Below are 13907 nucleotides of genomic sequence, written 5' to 3'. Positions count from 1 at the left end.
GCCTATTGACGGCGGCTTCGCCGAAACGCGAACAGCAGCATCGTCGTCGCCAACGCCCCGGCGGCGATGGCGATGAGCGACGCGCGCACGGGCTCGTCGGCGACGTACTTCGCGCAGTTCGCCTTCGCGTCGCCCACGCGCTCCTTCAGGTGCCGGATCTTCTGGCCGGCCGCATGGACGGCGTCCCTTGCGTAGGCCCGGCCGGTGGCGCCCGCGTCCCTGGCGACGTCCTTCACGTCAGCGGAGATGGCGGCGGCCGTGTCGGCGGCCCGCCCGCCCATCTCCCTGGCATCTTCGACGCTCGCCCGAATGGACCGCAAGGCGTCGCCGCCGATGCGCCCGCTCTCCTGCGCATAGCCCTGCGCCGCCTGGAGCGCGTCACCGCCGAATTGCCGGGCCTCGTCCGCGAGTTCCGAGGGGCTCAAGATGTTGTCTGTTGCCATGTCTTTCTCCTGTTTGCCGCAGCGGCAGCGTGCCGCCTTGAAGCATTGATTTCAAACCATGGGAAAGGCGGCGGTGTGAGCCTTCCGCGCAGACAGGCGTAGGCCAACGCGGCCTCGCGCAGGCATGCGACCGCCGCCGCGCGCGCGGCTCACTCAAACACTCACTCACTCACTCAGCGACGGAACTGCCTGGCCGCAAAGGCCCAGACCATGCGGGACGCGTCCGGCCCCAGACCATCGCTGAACAGTTGCTTCGCAGCCCCGCCGCTCCAGGCGTGCCCCAGGCCGGTGACATCCACGAGCGTGGCCACGGTGCTCCCCCTGCGCTTGAAGTCGGTGACGTTGGCGGGGTACCTCTTGCCGCGTTGGACGAGGCGCGGCTTTCCCGACGAGGCGCCCGCGGCGTCTGCCCAGGCCTGGACCGCGGCAAGCCCATTGCTGGGCGCCACGGTCCTGTCGCCGGCACCATGGATCACCATCAGAGGGGGCCATGACGCCCCCATGGCCACGGGCGTGGCCGGCAGTGGCCTGGTCGCCCGGTGACCATGCATGGCCCCCAGCGCCGACATGGTGGAATGCGCCGTGCCCGGCGGAATTCCCGAATGCATGACCACCGCCTTGAAGCGCTCGGGATGCCGCGTCACCAGGAGCGCGGCCATGCTCGCGCCGGCGGACAGCCCCGCAACCGCCACGCGCGTGCGGTCGGCGGCGTACATGACGCTCACCTGGTCGATGGCATTCATGATCAAGGCCGCCTCGCCATAGGCCCTGCCGGACGTGGTGTCGAACCAGTTCCAGCAGCCATGGGGATTCGACAGGCGGTCCTGCTCCGGATAGAGCACCATGAAGCGCTCGCGCGCCGCGATGGTGTTCATGCGTGTGCTGGTGGCGAAGCCCTTCGCGTCCTGGCCGCAGCCATGGAGCATCACCAGCAGGGGAAGGCTCTCGCCGAACTTGACGCCCGGCGGCCGGTAGAGCCGGTACTTGCGCATGCCCGCGGGTCCCAGGGCCGTGCCGGCGAGCCATTGGCCCTCGCCGGGTGGCGCACGGCGCTTTTCAAGCGTGGGTTTGAGCGCGCGGCTGGCGGCCAGCGTGTTCGCGCGCAGGGCGATGCCGGTGAAGGATGCGACGCTGCGACCGATGATCTTGGCCCATGATGAGTTCTGTCGCCGTTTGGCCATTCAATGTTTCCGCTCAGCGGCGAGTCTTCTTCCGTGCCACGGGGGTGGCCGGCTTGCCGGTCCAGAAATCGACGATCTGCCGCGCGGCCTCGGCCTGCGTCGCGGCGACCTGGCGCCTGGCCATGGCGCTCGCCTTCCCGCGCGCGGTGCCCGCGGCCCGATTGGCCGCACTGAGCCACATGCTCATCAGGGGGTTCTTCTTTGTCCAGGGATTGCTCATGATTCCTCTCATCGGGCCGTGGCCACCATGGGAGTCTGGGGCGTGGGAGAGCCGTGCGCCTAAGGGCCGCGCCTGTTTTCGCGTGGCTCGTGTCCTACGCCGCACCGCGGGTGTGCATGCATGCACGCGCGAGGGAGCGCGGTACCCTCATCGTGCTGGTGTCGATGGGACGGATATGACAGGTCGCCCTCTGTAGATTTCTCGGTTCGACGGCTCTGGACGGGAATCCGGCACGCTGTTCCGGTCAATGACACCACTGCTTCTCGCTCGGAACCCCGTCGCCGTTGCCGTTGCCGTCCATGTTGACCCCGGGGCGGTTCAGTTCGTGGAATCGATCGCCGGGAGGGCTGGGGGTCGGTTCTTCACGCGGTTCCCCTGCATTGAGGGAACGCGGCGCATCCCCAGAATGAATCGCCCGCGTGCGCGCCCTTCCTCGCGGTTCTGCGCACCATCGCGCCCGCGCATTTCGGGCAGGCGGGCGCCTGCGGTGCCGGCGCTGCCTTGCTGGCCGGCGCCGGCGGCACCGCCTGCGCCGCTCGCGAAGGCGCTGCGCGCTCGACGGCTCGCGCGGATCGAATCAAGGCGAACAAGGCATCGCCATCGAGCAATTGGAGGTTGCGCCCCTCGGCAAAGGCGCGCGCCTCATCGGTGAACCGGCCAGAGGTCACGACGAAACCACCCGCCGCGCCTTCAGCCGCCATCACGCCGAACAGCTCCCGCACGACCTGCACGCCCACCTTGTAGGCGCGCCATTGCTTGCACTGCACGAGATGCTTCTCGCCACCCCGGCGCAAGACGAGATCGACACCGCCATCGGCCCCGCCACCGCCCCGCTCTTCGACCTGGAAGCCCTTGCGCCTGAAGCCCTCGCCGACCAGGATCTCGAACTCAGGCCAGCTCATGCCTTGAAGGACGTCCGCCGTCTTCGCGGCGGCCACGTTGTCGGCCAGGCCCCGCCTCTGACGGCGGCGCCATGCGGAGACGGCCGCGCCGGAGAGACAGATGAAAGGCAAGAGGTATTGGCCTGCGAGTGCCAATGCGTAATAGATGCCCGATGTGAGCTGCGGTCTGGTCAGCATCTCGGCTGTGATTCGAGCAGCCCATGCATGCGCAAGGAAATAGCTCAGCGGGGCCAGCGCGACGCCGACCCACCAGGGGAGCATCGATACGACCTCGATCAGGTCTTCCAGCAGGCTGGTCTTCTTGCGTCGTGGCATGGGGTCTCCTCGTTGTTGTTGGTGCGGCGGGGCCGGACGTGTTTGCCCTGGACTCTAGCCAAAGCGGCGGCGCGGATGCGGTTTGATCGGGCGACCAGGATCGAATTCGTGACTATTGGCACCGGATGCCGTCGTCCAGGCTAAAGAATTCATCGGCGGTGCCGATATCCCTGAGGATGCTCGTCCTCAGAAGACCTCTTGACGGCGCGTCACAACCCCAGCACCGCGTCTACCAACAACATATGAATTTCAATCCTTCAGTGCGCGTCTTGATCATCTGTGCCTCAATCCTTGGGGCGGGCGAGACCTCCGCATCCGCAGCAGCCGAATGGGACTTCCTCCTGCCGCCCAACTCGTTTGCCGCCAACATCAAAGCCAACCTCAACCCCGGCTATCGGCGAGCCAAGGCGCAACTGTTCCAGGAGGGGGCGGCATATTCCTTCCGCGTTCAAGGTGCAGGCGTCGACGAGTGTCTTGATCGAGAGATGCCGGCATCGGTCGAAAAATCGGCGGAGACGACAACCATCACACCGGAGCCGCCAATGAAGGCATGTCCGCGCATTCGGTTGGTCATCAAGAACGATGGAACCGGCGGTCTCTTGCAAGTCAAGGCTGGCAAACGGAATGCCGAAACTTGGGTTGATGATGAGAATGACTATGGCTTGACCAAGAGGTGACGCACGAGGCGAAACCAAGTCCGCTGCCCCGCCAAGGAAACGCCAACGGAGCGGCGCGAAGGTGGTCAAAGCCGCGCACCAAGCGTGCCGTCCTGCTCAGCCTGCGCCAGCCGCACCAAGCCGCAGGCGTGTCTGATGCCGCTGACCAGGATCTGGGTGTAGCTGACATGCGGACCAGTCGGTGTCTGGTCGACCCGCTTGCTAAGCGGAGGAAGTCTGCCGAAGGGTTGCCTGTGACTGAATGAAATCCTGACGCGGGCCAATTTAGGCCAAATGATCCAGAAAGCTAGACCGCAGCAACACATTCTCGCGATGGAATTCCAGGAAGCGTCGCTGCCCCGTCGAGAAGCCGCCCACGTTCGGCGGTCGTTCGGGCTCGATCCCCATCCTCACCAATGATTCGCGGTGCGCGACCGGCGACACGATCACCTGTCCGCTGTCCTCGAAGGCGATGAAGCCGCGATCGAAGAGGTGGTCAATGCTCGGCGTGAGCAGCAGACCGTTCTCGCCATCCAGCCGCTCTTCGTGGGTCGCATCACGCCAGGGCTTGCAGTGGCTTGCCCGCAGGTGCTCTTCGCGGTCTACCCCGGTGATTCGGCAGGCGTGCTCGATCTTCATCACGCGCTTCTTGAAAAGACCTTGACCGCGGCGCGCCAGCACGATGGCTTGCCGGTCCGTCTCCGGCAGCGAGAGGTCCGATTGAACCTTGTTCAGTTCGTGCTCTTCCCATTCCACCAGGCCAATGGCGGAAGCGGCCGATGATTCATCCGCAACGCGATAACCCAGCACCAGGTCGCGTGCCTCGGCGCCCAGCAGGTCGACCAGCGCTGCCGCGAGTCGGTCGGGGAGGCGTGTGAGATACACGCTCTGAAGGCCGGCACCGTTGGGGCGCAGCGGAGCGTACCGCTCTGGCAGCAGCGGCTCCAGCGTGGCCATGTGTTCGGACGGTCTGATCGGCAAGCGCAACTCGCTGAAGCGCACATCGATGCGCCAGCCGATCTTGTCCCAATAGGCGCCGGCAACGCCGAACTCCAGCGGCTTGGGCGCCTCGTAGGCATGCGACCCGGCGATGCCGATGGCGCGAATGACGGTGTTCGCGAACGAGAACACGACGTCTCCCGGCGCCACCTCGCGCATGAAGTCGTAGAAGGGGTTCTTCGCCTGGTTGGCCTTGCGCTTCGGCGACCATAGGTAGCCGCCGCGCACTTCGTGGCGGTACGTTTGGTTCTGGTTGACCCACCAATAGCGCATGTGTGAATGTACGTGGGCCCGGGGCTACGGCCTGGCGCTCCGGGCTTTCGCCTTCACACGTGCTGTTCTCAAGACGCTTTCACCTTCTCCGAATACTTCGGAGCGACCGTGCGACAACGCTGTTGCACCTGATGAGCGACGCGTTGAACGTCCTGATCGGACAAAGGTAGAGCACCGCGCGACCTCAGCAACTGAGGCAGTTGCTTCCCGCTGTAAACGCTGACATTGCCGAGACCATTGAGCTCGACGAACCAGCCGGGAAGCGCCAGAACCGGAAGCGCATGGACTGGGCTGCCGATGGCACTCGTCAACCACTTGGCGAGCCAGTCGGCCTGTCGCTCAGCCTGCTCCAGCGGCTCCTTGGTCGTCCATGCCGGGAACTTCAGAACCTTGCCGTCGAAGGAAACGGTTGCATCGGCCCGGCCCCGTCCGCGCTTCGGCTTCGTGAAGCCCTTTGTCTCCACTGCGAAGACGCCTTCGGCGGCGATCACCACATGGTCGATGTTGAAGTTCGTCGCAGGGAAGTCATGGAACACAAAGGCGCCCTGGCGCATCAGTTGGTCGAGTTCCTGCCCTATTGCAAGCTCGGCGTCATACCCGGCCTTGAGCTTGTCCAGTTGCTCGCCTGATTTCCAGAGCCTGTAAACCATGAAGGCCACGAAACTCAACGTGAAGATCGCATAGAACGGCCCCAGATGCATCATCCCCTGCATGCCACGCAGAAGGCCTTGCGCGAGGAATACAGCGATGGCCATCAAAGGCACCAGCATCAGCAAGAACGCATCACTGAGTACATCGGCACCCGCTTCATCGATCTGGTCGCGCAGCGTATGTCCGGGGCTGCGAAGCAGGTCGATGCCAATAGGAGACCGGCGACGGGCCCGAGCGCGGCGCTTGCGAACGACGAGAAATCCGATGGCTAGCAGCGGCCCGGCGAAGCTCCCGGCGAGCACGCCCGCGATGATCGCGATTTGCAGGGCGATCTCGCCCATTACGTCGATCCGGGGAGTTGCACTGTCATCAGTCCCTGGTCGGGAGTCAGCGCAACCTTGACCCCTGGTTGGCGCATCAATGCCAGGCCAATCATGTCCCCCAGCGGGCTGCTATTCATCCGTCTCGACATGCGTTCTCCTCATTGTTGTTCGTTCGGCGGCTCCGGACGTGAATGCGGCACTCTATCGCGAAGGAGCACGCATAGGTGCGCATTGGTTATCGGGTGAGGTGCGATTCCGTGACTAGTGAGACTTTCTGCCTCGCGTTCGGCGCATGTGCTGGCAACAATGCTTGCCTGCCATAGAACAACTACAGGAGACGCACACGTGGGCTTGTCAAAGAATCAAATCAGTTTCACGAAGGCCGTCGCCCTCATCTGCATATCGGCACTCGCAACAAGTGGGTGCAGCACCATGGTTGCGTATTCCGCCAAGCCAAACGCTCCCGCACAGGCCCTGAAATATTCTCAAGGCGTGGGCACGGTATCCGAGCGAAGTGAAGTCCATGAAGTCTTCATGTTCCCGACGTTCAAGACCCAGGGCACAACCATGCCGACGTTCACGATCGGCTATGCCAACAACGGCGGCGAGGCTATCAACTTCGACACGAGCAATATCAAGGCCTATTTTCGCGGCCAGCCCGTGCCGATCTACACGTACACCGAGCGCATCGCCGAGATTCAAAACGAGAAGCGAGGCCAGCAGGTTGCATTGGCCATCCTCGGGGGATTGGCTGCAGGCGCAGCCGCGTACAACGCGTCGCACCAGACTTACACCACGAACTACCACGGCTATGTCGCCGGCCGCGGCGGCGGGGCCACATTCGCAGGTGCTAATACGGTACGAGTCTACGACCCGCTTGCCGGCATCGTGGCGGGCGCCGCAATCGGCGGGGCTACTGGCCTCGGAGTTCAACAGCTCGAATTCAATGCCCAGAATCAGGAGCAGGCCGCCAATTCCATTCTGCAGACCAACACAGTCGACCCGCTGCATATGGTTTCTGGAGAACTGATCCTCAGGAACTGCTGCGATCCGTACGCCCAGGCAAACGATTTGATCCGCTTCGAGGTGACAGCGAGCGGAAAGACTTCAGTCTTCGAGTTCGAGCGCAGGAAGGTATCTCAGTGAGTGGTGAGTGCTGAAGCCTGAGCCTTGAAGGAACACGCGATTCAAATGCACCAAGGGCCGCCGCACACTGATTGCGGCAATCGACGAGGGGGGAAGTCCCGGTCAATGACACCACTGCTTCTCGCACGGCACCCCGTCGCCGTTGCCATCCATCTTGACCCCGGGGCAGTTCTTCAGGAAGAAGGTCGCCTCGGCGCATGAGTTCATCTGAGAGCAGTACGTGCGGCCGTCGCACTTGAAAGCGGTGTTGGTGGATTCGATGGCCGGGCGGCTGGACGTGGAAGGACTCCATGCCGGGTCGGCAACGGCTGCGCGGCCGCCCTGCTCCCGCTGCTCGAAGTGGGTGTAGTGCCTTGGTTGGCAAAGAAGTAAGAGGCCATGTGATCGGACGATAAAGTGTGGGTGTGAAATCTTCTGGTAGACGAACTCCGAAACTACAGCGGGTTGAGCACCGGCTTAACACCGAATGCAGTTCCGTTTCGACAATCACGTTCAATTTGGAAGGCCAGATTCGCTGACGAGGCAAAGGCGAACTGGTACTCCAACCTCTCGTGAATGTACTGGCGGGTTAGTCTGTCGAGGTTCAATTCACCTGATGCGAACAACGGCAGTTGCTCAGGTCGAAGTGCAGGGACCACAAATCTGTTGGCAACGTAGACGCAAAACTGGTTGCCGCTGAGGCGTCCATTGGCGTGCATACCAAGACGGTTTATCAATCCGACCTTCGTTCGACCGGTGGCTACAGATTTCTCGAACTCGCGGCCTGCCATGCCACAGTAGATAAGCTTGTTGCCATCCCAAATGGCATACACGCCAGCTGCGACGTTCGGGATTTCCGCGTTAGGCCAGTGCGCGAATTTGTGGCGGGCAGAGAACGCAGGCGCGCTCATTTGATACACAGCGCGAGCGGCGTCAGGAGGCTTCTTCAAAGTAGTCGCCGTCGATCCGCTTGAGTTCGTACGTGGTGGCGGCCATCACGCCGATGTTGTGATCGACCATGAGAGCCACCAGCTTCTCGCCATCAATCAGCGCGATATTCCCGTGATCTTGAGCATATTCACGCGCCCCCTTGGTGAAATAGGAAGTAGTGACAAATACACCCTTGCTTGCGCGCTTGCCTCTCAGTGCGCCGGCAAACGCTTGCAGGCGATCGACTCCTACGGGGTTGTCCCTCGGCGTTGCACTTGGCCTGGATGTAGATACGATCAAGTGCAAGGCGATCTTCATCGATGACACCATCCACGCCACCATCTCCCGATGTCTGGAATGCTCGCCCTGCGTTGCGCCTGGAACCCCCGTATCCCATTGCCAGCAGGAGATCCACGACAACCTTCTCGAAGTAGCGGTGGCCCGCGAGCCTGATCTGCTCCAGGAGCTTCGTCTCGATGTCACTGCGATGGCTCTTGTACGCGCCTTCCATGGCCTCTTCTGGTGGCACTTCAAGGTCCACGGTTGACGCGTCGGCAGCTTCAACTAGCGACACGGCGTTTGTCACTGCTGGAAGACCCGTGGGAAGACCATCCTGCTGTTCCTTCTCCTTCCGTTGCTTGCTGGCAGCCGCATAGGCAGGAATCGTCATCAAGAACCTGCCATCTATCTTTTCCGGAGGCGCCGCTAACAACTTCCGGCCCTCGTCGGTGATTTGATACCGGCCGCGCTGAGGTTGAGCGATTAGGGCTGCGCGCTTCAGAAACATCGCTCCCCATGCGACACGATTAGCAAACAGGTAGTCGGTATCGCTGGGTACGCGCTCCGCGAGTTGATCCTCGGTAAGTTGAAACTCTCGAGCCAACTGCTCGACCAGGTCTCGAAGCTTTATGTCCCCGCCATCTCGAATCGCCTTCAGCAAGGGAAGGGTGGTGTCGGTAGCTGAAGGAATTTCGTTGAATGGTTCGGCGGGCATGAGTGCATTGTGGCCGAGCCAGCCTTGGTTGCACGCAACAGGTTGAGGTGACTCGACGGCTGTCACCGGGCACTTCTATCTCGCGAAGGTGGGCCATCGCGGCGTTGCCGATGTTCCGAACGACTACTCAATTCCCACAGGCCGCCTTTCCGGAATCCACGAGACGCCCGTATCCTTGCGTCGGCTAGCCAGCCTAGTTGGGAGCCAAGCCCTGTCGACAGCTTCGACTGCAGTTGGATCCTCCCGGGTGCCCCTCATCAGACGCGCATATTTGCGCCCCGCCCGCCCCCATCACCGTAGCTATACTGCCCGCCACGCCCAAAAAGGCGTGGCGGGATTGGCGTCCTGCAATAACACCGCTTGCAAGGTCAGTCGCACTCTCTACCGCAGAGGGTGCGGCCGTTTTTTGTCATCTGTTTTGCTAGGAGCCACCCATGGCCAATCGCCCTTGCGCATCCGCGCATGCCCGCACCCTTCCTGATTCCCGCGACGCTTCCGCGCCCGCTGTCGACTCCGAATCCGCCCCCAGTCCCGCGTCCCTCGCCCTCCGCGCCATCGACGAAGCCGACAACCTCCACGAGGTCCAGCAAGCCTACGCCGGCCTCGAACTCCTCCTCGCCCCTGTAGGCGTGGACGAGTGCGAGGACATCCAGGCCACGCGCAGCGAGCTCAGCGCCTTGCTGCGCCTGGTCAATGAAGCGCTGGGTCGCCGCATCGACTGCGTCGACGACGCCCTGCGCACCGTCCACGAGGCCCTTCTCGACTTGCAGGCCGCCGCGCGCCTCGACGCGCCCGAAGCGGCCGAAGCCCCGGCCGGCTGAACCCGCGCGCACCCGCGCCCACGGCGGCGCGGGTCACGAACACGCCCGCCGGCCGCCGGCCGCCGTAGCCCGGGTCCCCACCGGCTGCGCCGCCCCGCGCTTTGTGGCATGGTCTGTCTCCCCACAAGGAGACAACACCCCATGATTCAACGCCGCCATTTCACCCCTCTCCTCCTCGCCGCCGCCCTCGCGCCGGCCTTCGCGCTCGCCCAGGCCGCCTGGCCCACCAAGCAGCCGATCCGCATCATCTCGCCCTACGCCCCGGGCGGCACCACCGACGTGCTGGCGCGCATGCTCGCGCCTATCCTGCAGCAGAAGCTCAACCAGACCGTCGTCGTGGAAAACCGCGGCGGCGCCGGCGGCAACATCGGCACCGACTACGTCGCCAAGGCCGCGCCGGACGGCTACACCCTGCTGCTCGCGGCCAGCGGCCCGATCGTGATCTCGCCCTCGCTCTACGCCAAGCTGCCCTACGACCCGATGAAGGACCTCACCTACGTCGCGCCGCTGGTCAACACCTCCTTCGTGATCCTGGCCAATCCGGCCTCGGGCATCACCTCGCTCAAAGACCTCATCGACCGCAGCAAGCGCGGCGAGAAGATCAACTTCGCCTCGGCCGGCTCGGGCACGCCGCAGCACATCATCGGCGAGATGTTCAACCAGCGCGCCGGCATCAAGATGCAGCACATCCCCTACAAGGGCTCGGGCCCGGCGATGAACGACCTGCTCGCGGGCACCGTGCCCATCTCCTTCGAGAACCCCTTGCCCGCCATGCCGCACGTGAAGGCCGGCAAGCTCAAGGTGCTGGCCAGCACCGGCGCCAAGCGCGCCGAAGCCTTCCCCGACATCCCGACGGTGGCCGAGCTCGGCCTGCCGGGCTTCGACGCCAAGCCCTGGTACGGCCTGCTCGCCCCCGCCGGGCTGGACCCGGCCATCACGCTCAAGCTCAACCAGATCGTGCGCGAGGCGCTGGCGCAGACGGAGATGAAGGCGCGCCTGTTCGCGCTCGGCACCGAGCCGATGTCGATGAGCACGCCGGAGTTCCACAACTTCGCGCGCAAGGACCTGGAGAAGTGGACGCAGGTGGTGAAGACCTCGGGCGCCACGCCCGATTGAGCGCGGGGGCCGGCATGAGCAGCAGCAGCAATAGCAGCGGCGGCACCGCGCCGACCCTCTCGCCCTCGGGGATCCGCGCGCTCGCGGCGGCCTATGTGCCCCTGGCGGGCTGCCGCTGCGCGCGGCTGCACTGCCCGGGCTGGGAGACGGTGTCGTCGACCTTCGACGAATCGATGCTGCGCCGCGTGGGGCGCGTGGCCGGGGGCGATGCCTACGACGAGCCGACGGTGGAGGAATACCATCCCGACGGCACGCGCTACGATTCGCCGCAGGCGCCGATCGCGCTGGGCTATTTTCCGTACAACCGCTGCGAGGTCTGGCAGTGCGTGCAATGCGCGCGCCCCTTTCTGCGCTATACGGAATATGGCGGCTATTACATCGACCACCGCATCCGCGAGCTGAACGGGGCGCTGGTGGTGGATGCTCCCTGACGAATCTCAATGAACACGGTCCTCCCCTCCTCTTCCGCCGACACACCCGCCGTTGCCGAACGACATCCCCACCACCGCCGCGCGGTCTTCGTGCGCTGGCTTCGCAAGACGCACGGCTGGTTCGGCCTGTGGGGCGCCGTGCTCGGGCTCACCTTCGGCCTGAGCGGCATCTGGCTCAACCACCGCGCGGTGCTGAAGCTGCCGGCCATGGCGCAGGTGCGCGCCAACAGCCAGATCGCGCTGCCGGAGCCCGCACCGGCCGACGCGCAGGCGCTGGGCGCCTGGCTGCAACAGGCGCTGGAGCTGCCCGCGCCGCCGACGAACATCCGCATCGACAAGGCCCGGCCCGTGCCCTGGGCGGACAAGGCGGAGAAGGCCGACAAGGCCGCGCCCGCGCTGATGCAGCCCGAGCGCTGGGTCTACACCTTCGGCGGCCCGCGCGAGAGCGTGCAGGTGGAGCACTGGCGCGGCAACCGCTCGGTGGCGGTGACGACGACGCGCAACGGCTTCATGGCCACGCTGACCAACATGCACAAGGGCAACGGGATGCCGCTGCCCTGGATCCTGCTGGTGGATACGCTGGCCGGCAGCCTGATCTTCCTCTCGCTCTCCGGCGTGATCCTGTGGGTGCAGATGCACCGGCGGCGCACGGTGGGCCTGAGCATTCTCGGGCTGTCGGCGCTGACCTATCTGGCGATCGTCTCCCTGCGGCTTTGAACACTGAACATCGAGCAAGCAAGCATGCCCTCTTCCCCCTTCGAACCCGATGACGCCGCCGAACCGGGCGGCATGCGCAAGGGCCTGACCAGCTACGGCGACCAGGGCTTCTCGCTCTTCCTGCGCAAGGCCTTCATCAAGGGCGCGGGCTATACCGACGCGGCGCTCGACCGCCCGGTGGTCGGCATCGCCAACACGGGCAGCGCCTACAACCCCTGCCACGGCAACGCGCCGCAGCTGATCGAGGCGGTCAAGCGCGGCGTGATGCTGGCCGGCGGGCTGCCGATGGACTTCCCGACGATCTCGGTGCACGAGAGCTTCGCGGCGCCGACGAGCATGTACCTGCGCAATCTCATGTCGATGGACACCGAGGAGATGGTGCGCGCCCAGCCGATGGATGCCGTGGTGCTCATCGGCGGCTGCGACAAGACGGTGCCGGCGCAGCTGATGGGCGCGGCTTCGGCGGGCATTCCCTCCATCCAGCTCATCACCGGCTCGATGCTGACGGGCAACCATCGCGGCGAGCGCGTGGGCGCGTGCACCGATTGCCGGCGCTACTGGGCCAAGTACCGCGCGGGCGAGATCGAGGCCGAGGAAACCGCCGACGTGAACAACCAGCTGGTGGCGAGCGTGGGCACCTGCTCGGTGATGGGCACGGCCAGCACCATGGCCTGCATCGCGGAGGCGCTGGGCATGACGATGCCGGGCGGGGCCTCGCCGCCGGCCGTGACGGCCGACCGCATCCGCATCGCGGAGCAGACGGGCGCGCAGGCGGTGCGGATGGCGCGCGAGGGGCTCACCATCGACAAGATCCTCACGCCCGCGGCCTTCGAGAACGCGATGCGGGTGCTGCTGGCCATCGGCGGCTCGACCAACGGCATCGTGCACCTGACGGCCATCGCGGGCCGCGTGGGGCTGGAGATCGACCTGCAGGCGCTCGACCGCATGGGCCGCGAGACGCCGGTGCTGCTGGACCTCAAGCCCTCGGGCCAGCACTACATGGAAGACTTCCACAAGGCGGGCGGCATGGCGACGCTGCTGCGCGAGCTCAAGCCGCTGCTGCGCCTGGACGCGATGACGGTCACGGGCCGCACGCTGGGCGAGGAGATCGAGCGCGCGGGGCCGGGCTTCAGGCAGGACGTGGTGCGATCCCTGAGCGACCCGATCTATCCGCAGGGCGGTATCGCGGTGCTGCGCGGCAACCTGGCGCCGGGCGGGGCGATCATCAAGCAGTCGGCGGCCGATGCGGGCCTGATGGAGCACGAGGGCCGCGCGGTGGTGTTCGAGAACATCGAGGACCTTGTCACGCGCATCGACAGCGACGAGCTGGACGTGACGCCGCAGGATGTGCTGGTGCTGAAGAACATCGGCCCCAAGGGCGCGCCGGGCATGCCGGAGGCGGGCTACATCCCGATTCCGCGCAAGCTCGCGCGGGCGGGGCTGAAGGACATCGTGCGCATCTCCGACGGGCGCATGAGCGGCACGGCCTTCGGCACCATCGTGCTGCACGTGACGCCGGAGTCGGCCATCGGCGGGCCGCTGGCCCATGTGCGCAACGGCGACCGCATTCGCCTGAGCGTGGCGAACCGCGAGATCGCGCTGCTGGTGTCGGACGAGGAACTGGCGCGCCGCGCGAAGGAGGCGCCGGTGGTGGAGCCGAAGGGCGAGCGCGGCTATCTCAAGCTCTTCCTGCAATCGGTGACGCAGGCCGACCAGGGCGTGGACTTCGACTTTCTTCGCGCGACGAAGACGATCGGCAAGGCGCCCCGCTAGCACGGCGCGGCCGGGGCGCTGTTTCAGGGGCGGACGG

The 13907-nt window shown here is 65.0% G+C and carries 17 protein-coding genes; 7 read left to right on the top strand and 10 right to left on the bottom strand.

Annotated features, from left to right (window positions below; all coding sequences use genetic code 11):
- Nucleotides 1-2 precede the first annotated feature (2 nt).
- The 4 genes from AC1DNF_RS14815 to AC1DNF_RS14800 form a co-directional block, all read right to left on the bottom strand.
- Nucleotides 3-443 (bottom strand): hypothetical protein, encoded by a 441-nt coding sequence (locus AC1DNF_RS14815; RefSeq protein WP_478149361.1) that lies wholly within the window; start codon nucleotides 441-443, stop codon nucleotides 3-5.
- A gap of 173 nt (nucleotides 444-616) precedes the next feature.
- Nucleotides 617-1624: an extracellular catalytic domain type 1 short-chain-length polyhydroxyalkanoate depolymerase gene (locus AC1DNF_RS14810; protein ID WP_478149360.1), complete on the bottom strand. Its 1008-nt coding sequence runs from the start codon at nucleotides 1622-1624 to the stop codon at nucleotides 617-619.
- 13 nt (nucleotides 1625-1637) lie between these two features.
- A complete protein-coding gene (locus tag AC1DNF_RS14805) occupies nucleotides 1638-1844 on the bottom strand; it encodes a hypothetical protein (protein ID WP_478149359.1) in 207 nt (68 codons plus the stop codon).
- A gap of 362 nt (nucleotides 1845-2206) precedes the next feature.
- Nucleotides 2207-3061: a restriction endonuclease gene (locus tag AC1DNF_RS14800; RefSeq protein ID WP_478149358.1), complete on the bottom strand. Its 855-nt coding sequence runs from the start codon at nucleotides 3059-3061 to the stop codon at nucleotides 2207-2209.
- A 242-nt stretch (nucleotides 3062-3303) separates the two neighbouring features.
- Here AC1DNF_RS14800 and AC1DNF_RS14795 point away from each other — a divergent pair, with 242 nt between their 5' ends.
- A complete protein-coding gene (locus tag AC1DNF_RS14795) occupies nucleotides 3304-3738 on the top strand; it encodes a hypothetical protein (RefSeq protein ID WP_478149357.1) in 435 nt (144 codons plus the stop codon).
- Between the two features lie 264 nt (nucleotides 3739-4002).
- Here AC1DNF_RS14795 and AC1DNF_RS14790 read toward each other — a convergent pair whose 3' ends face one another.
- Complete coding sequence (locus tag AC1DNF_RS14790; RefSeq protein WP_478149356.1) at nucleotides 4003-4989, bottom strand: HNH endonuclease; 987 nt, start codon at nucleotides 4987-4989, stop codon at nucleotides 4003-4005.
- A 68-nt stretch (nucleotides 4990-5057) separates the two neighbouring features.
- Nucleotides 5058-5981, bottom strand: coding sequence for a nuclease-related domain-containing protein (locus AC1DNF_RS14785; RefSeq protein ID WP_478149355.1), 924 nt, complete (start codon nucleotides 5979-5981; stop codon nucleotides 5058-5060).
- Nucleotides 5982-6395: 414 nt separating this feature from the next.
- Between AC1DNF_RS14785 and AC1DNF_RS14780 the strand changes: the two genes are divergently transcribed.
- Nucleotides 6396-7109: a hypothetical protein gene (locus tag AC1DNF_RS14780; protein ID WP_478149354.1), complete on the top strand. Its 714-nt coding sequence runs from the start codon at nucleotides 6396-6398 to the stop codon at nucleotides 7107-7109.
- 102 nt (nucleotides 7110-7211) lie between these two features.
- On the opposite strand, the gene AC1DNF_RS14775 is transcribed toward AC1DNF_RS14780, so the two are convergent.
- The 4 genes from AC1DNF_RS14775 to AC1DNF_RS14760 form a co-directional block, all read right to left on the bottom strand.
- A complete protein-coding gene (locus AC1DNF_RS14775) occupies nucleotides 7212-7370 on the bottom strand; it encodes an excalibur calcium-binding domain-containing protein (protein WP_478149387.1) in 159 nt (52 codons plus the stop codon).
- Between the two features lie 173 nt (nucleotides 7371-7543).
- Nucleotides 7544-8038: a hypothetical protein gene (locus AC1DNF_RS14770; RefSeq protein ID WP_478149353.1), complete on the bottom strand. Its 495-nt coding sequence runs from the start codon at nucleotides 8036-8038 to the stop codon at nucleotides 7544-7546.
- Nucleotides 8022-8234, bottom strand: coding sequence for a restriction endonuclease (locus AC1DNF_RS14765; RefSeq protein WP_478149386.1), 213 nt, complete (start codon nucleotides 8232-8234; stop codon nucleotides 8022-8024). Before AC1DNF_RS14765 ends, AC1DNF_RS14770 begins: the two co-directional genes overlap by 17 nt.
- Nucleotides 8167-9012 carry a restriction endonuclease gene (locus tag AC1DNF_RS14760; RefSeq protein ID WP_478149352.1) on the bottom strand — a complete coding sequence of 282 codons (846 nt, stop codon included), beginning with the start codon at nucleotides 9010-9012 and terminating at the stop codon, nucleotides 8167-8169. Before AC1DNF_RS14760 ends, AC1DNF_RS14765 begins: the two co-directional genes overlap by 68 nt.
- A 434-nt stretch (nucleotides 9013-9446) precedes the next feature.
- On the opposite strand from AC1DNF_RS14760, the gene AC1DNF_RS14755 reads away from it, so the two are divergent.
- From AC1DNF_RS14755 to AC1DNF_RS14735, 5 genes are all read left to right on the top strand, one after another.
- A complete protein-coding gene (locus AC1DNF_RS14755) occupies nucleotides 9447-9833 on the top strand; it encodes a hypothetical protein (protein WP_478149351.1) in 387 nt (128 codons plus the stop codon).
- A gap of 141 nt (nucleotides 9834-9974) precedes the next feature.
- Nucleotides 9975-10949, top strand: coding sequence for a Bug family tripartite tricarboxylate transporter substrate binding protein (locus tag AC1DNF_RS14750; RefSeq protein WP_478149350.1), 975 nt, complete (start codon nucleotides 9975-9977; stop codon nucleotides 10947-10949).
- A 14-nt stretch (nucleotides 10950-10963) separates the two neighbouring features.
- Nucleotides 10964-11380 (top strand): hypothetical protein, encoded by a 417-nt coding sequence (locus AC1DNF_RS14745; protein ID WP_478149348.1) that lies wholly within the window; start codon nucleotides 10964-10966, stop codon nucleotides 11378-11380.
- 9 nt (nucleotides 11381-11389) lie between these two features.
- A complete protein-coding gene (locus tag AC1DNF_RS14740) occupies nucleotides 11390-12097 on the top strand; it encodes a PepSY-associated TM helix domain-containing protein (protein ID WP_478149347.1) in 708 nt (235 codons plus the stop codon).
- A gap of 24 nt (nucleotides 12098-12121) precedes the next feature.
- Nucleotides 12122-13870 (top strand): IlvD/Edd family dehydratase, encoded by a 1749-nt coding sequence (locus AC1DNF_RS14735; RefSeq protein WP_478149346.1) that lies wholly within the window; start codon nucleotides 12122-12124, stop codon nucleotides 13868-13870.
- Nucleotides 13871-13907: the final 37 nt, after the last annotated feature.

Source organism: Variovorax sp. 01T432, from assembly GCF_056398605.1.
Note: the sequence above shows the minus strand (reverse complement) of the source record. Positions and strands in the feature narration are given on the sequence as shown.

What these genes read in the sequence shown, in the direction of transcription:
- AC1DNF_RS14780 (WP_478149354.1), top strand. Translation starts at nt 6,396, where the DNA reads ATGGTTGCGTATTCCGCCAAGCCAAACGCTCCCGCACAGGCCCTGAAA.
- AC1DNF_RS14805 (WP_478149359.1), bottom strand. Translation starts at nt 1,844, where the DNA reads ATGAGCAATCCCTGGACAAAGAAGAACCCCCTGATGAGCATGTGGCTC.
- AC1DNF_RS14745 (WP_478149348.1), top strand. Translation starts at nt 10,964, where the DNA reads ATGAGCAGCAGCAGCAATAGCAGCGGCGGCACCGCGCCGACCCTCTCG.
- AC1DNF_RS14815 (WP_478149361.1), bottom strand. Translation starts at nt 443, where the DNA reads ATGGCAACAGACAACATCTTGAGCCCCTCGGAACTCGCGGACGAGGCC.
- AC1DNF_RS14800 (WP_478149358.1), bottom strand. Translation starts at nt 3,061, where the DNA reads ATGCCACGACGCAAGAAGACCAGCCTGCTGGAAGACCTGATCGAGGTC.
- AC1DNF_RS14755 (WP_478149351.1), top strand. Translation starts at nt 9,447, where the DNA reads ATGGCCAATCGCCCTTGCGCATCCGCGCATGCCCGCACCCTTCCTGAT.
- AC1DNF_RS14785 (WP_478149355.1), bottom strand. Translation starts at nt 5,981, where the DNA reads ATGGGCGAGATCGCCCTGCAAATCGCGATCATCGCGGGCGTGCTCGCC.
- AC1DNF_RS14760 (WP_478149352.1), bottom strand. Translation starts at nt 9,012, where the DNA reads ATGCCCGCCGAACCATTCAACGAAATTCCTTCAGCTACCGACACCACC.
- AC1DNF_RS14740 (WP_478149347.1), top strand. Translation starts at nt 11,390, where the DNA reads ATGAACACGGTCCTCCCCTCCTCTTCCGCCGACACACCCGCCGTTGCC.
- AC1DNF_RS14735 (WP_478149346.1), top strand. Translation starts at nt 12,122, where the DNA reads ATGCCCTCTTCCCCCTTCGAACCCGATGACGCCGCCGAACCGGGCGGC.
- AC1DNF_RS14810 (WP_478149360.1), bottom strand. Translation starts at nt 1,624, where the DNA reads ATGGCCAAACGGCGACAGAACTCATCATGGGCCAAGATCATCGGTCGC.
- AC1DNF_RS14750 (WP_478149350.1), top strand. Translation starts at nt 9,975, where the DNA reads ATGATTCAACGCCGCCATTTCACCCCTCTCCTCCTCGCCGCCGCCCTC.
- AC1DNF_RS14790 (WP_478149356.1), bottom strand. Translation starts at nt 4,989, where the DNA reads ATGCGCTATTGGTGGGTCAACCAGAACCAAACGTACCGCCACGAAGTG.
- AC1DNF_RS14795 (WP_478149357.1), top strand. Translation starts at nt 3,304, where the DNA reads ATGAATTTCAATCCTTCAGTGCGCGTCTTGATCATCTGTGCCTCAATC.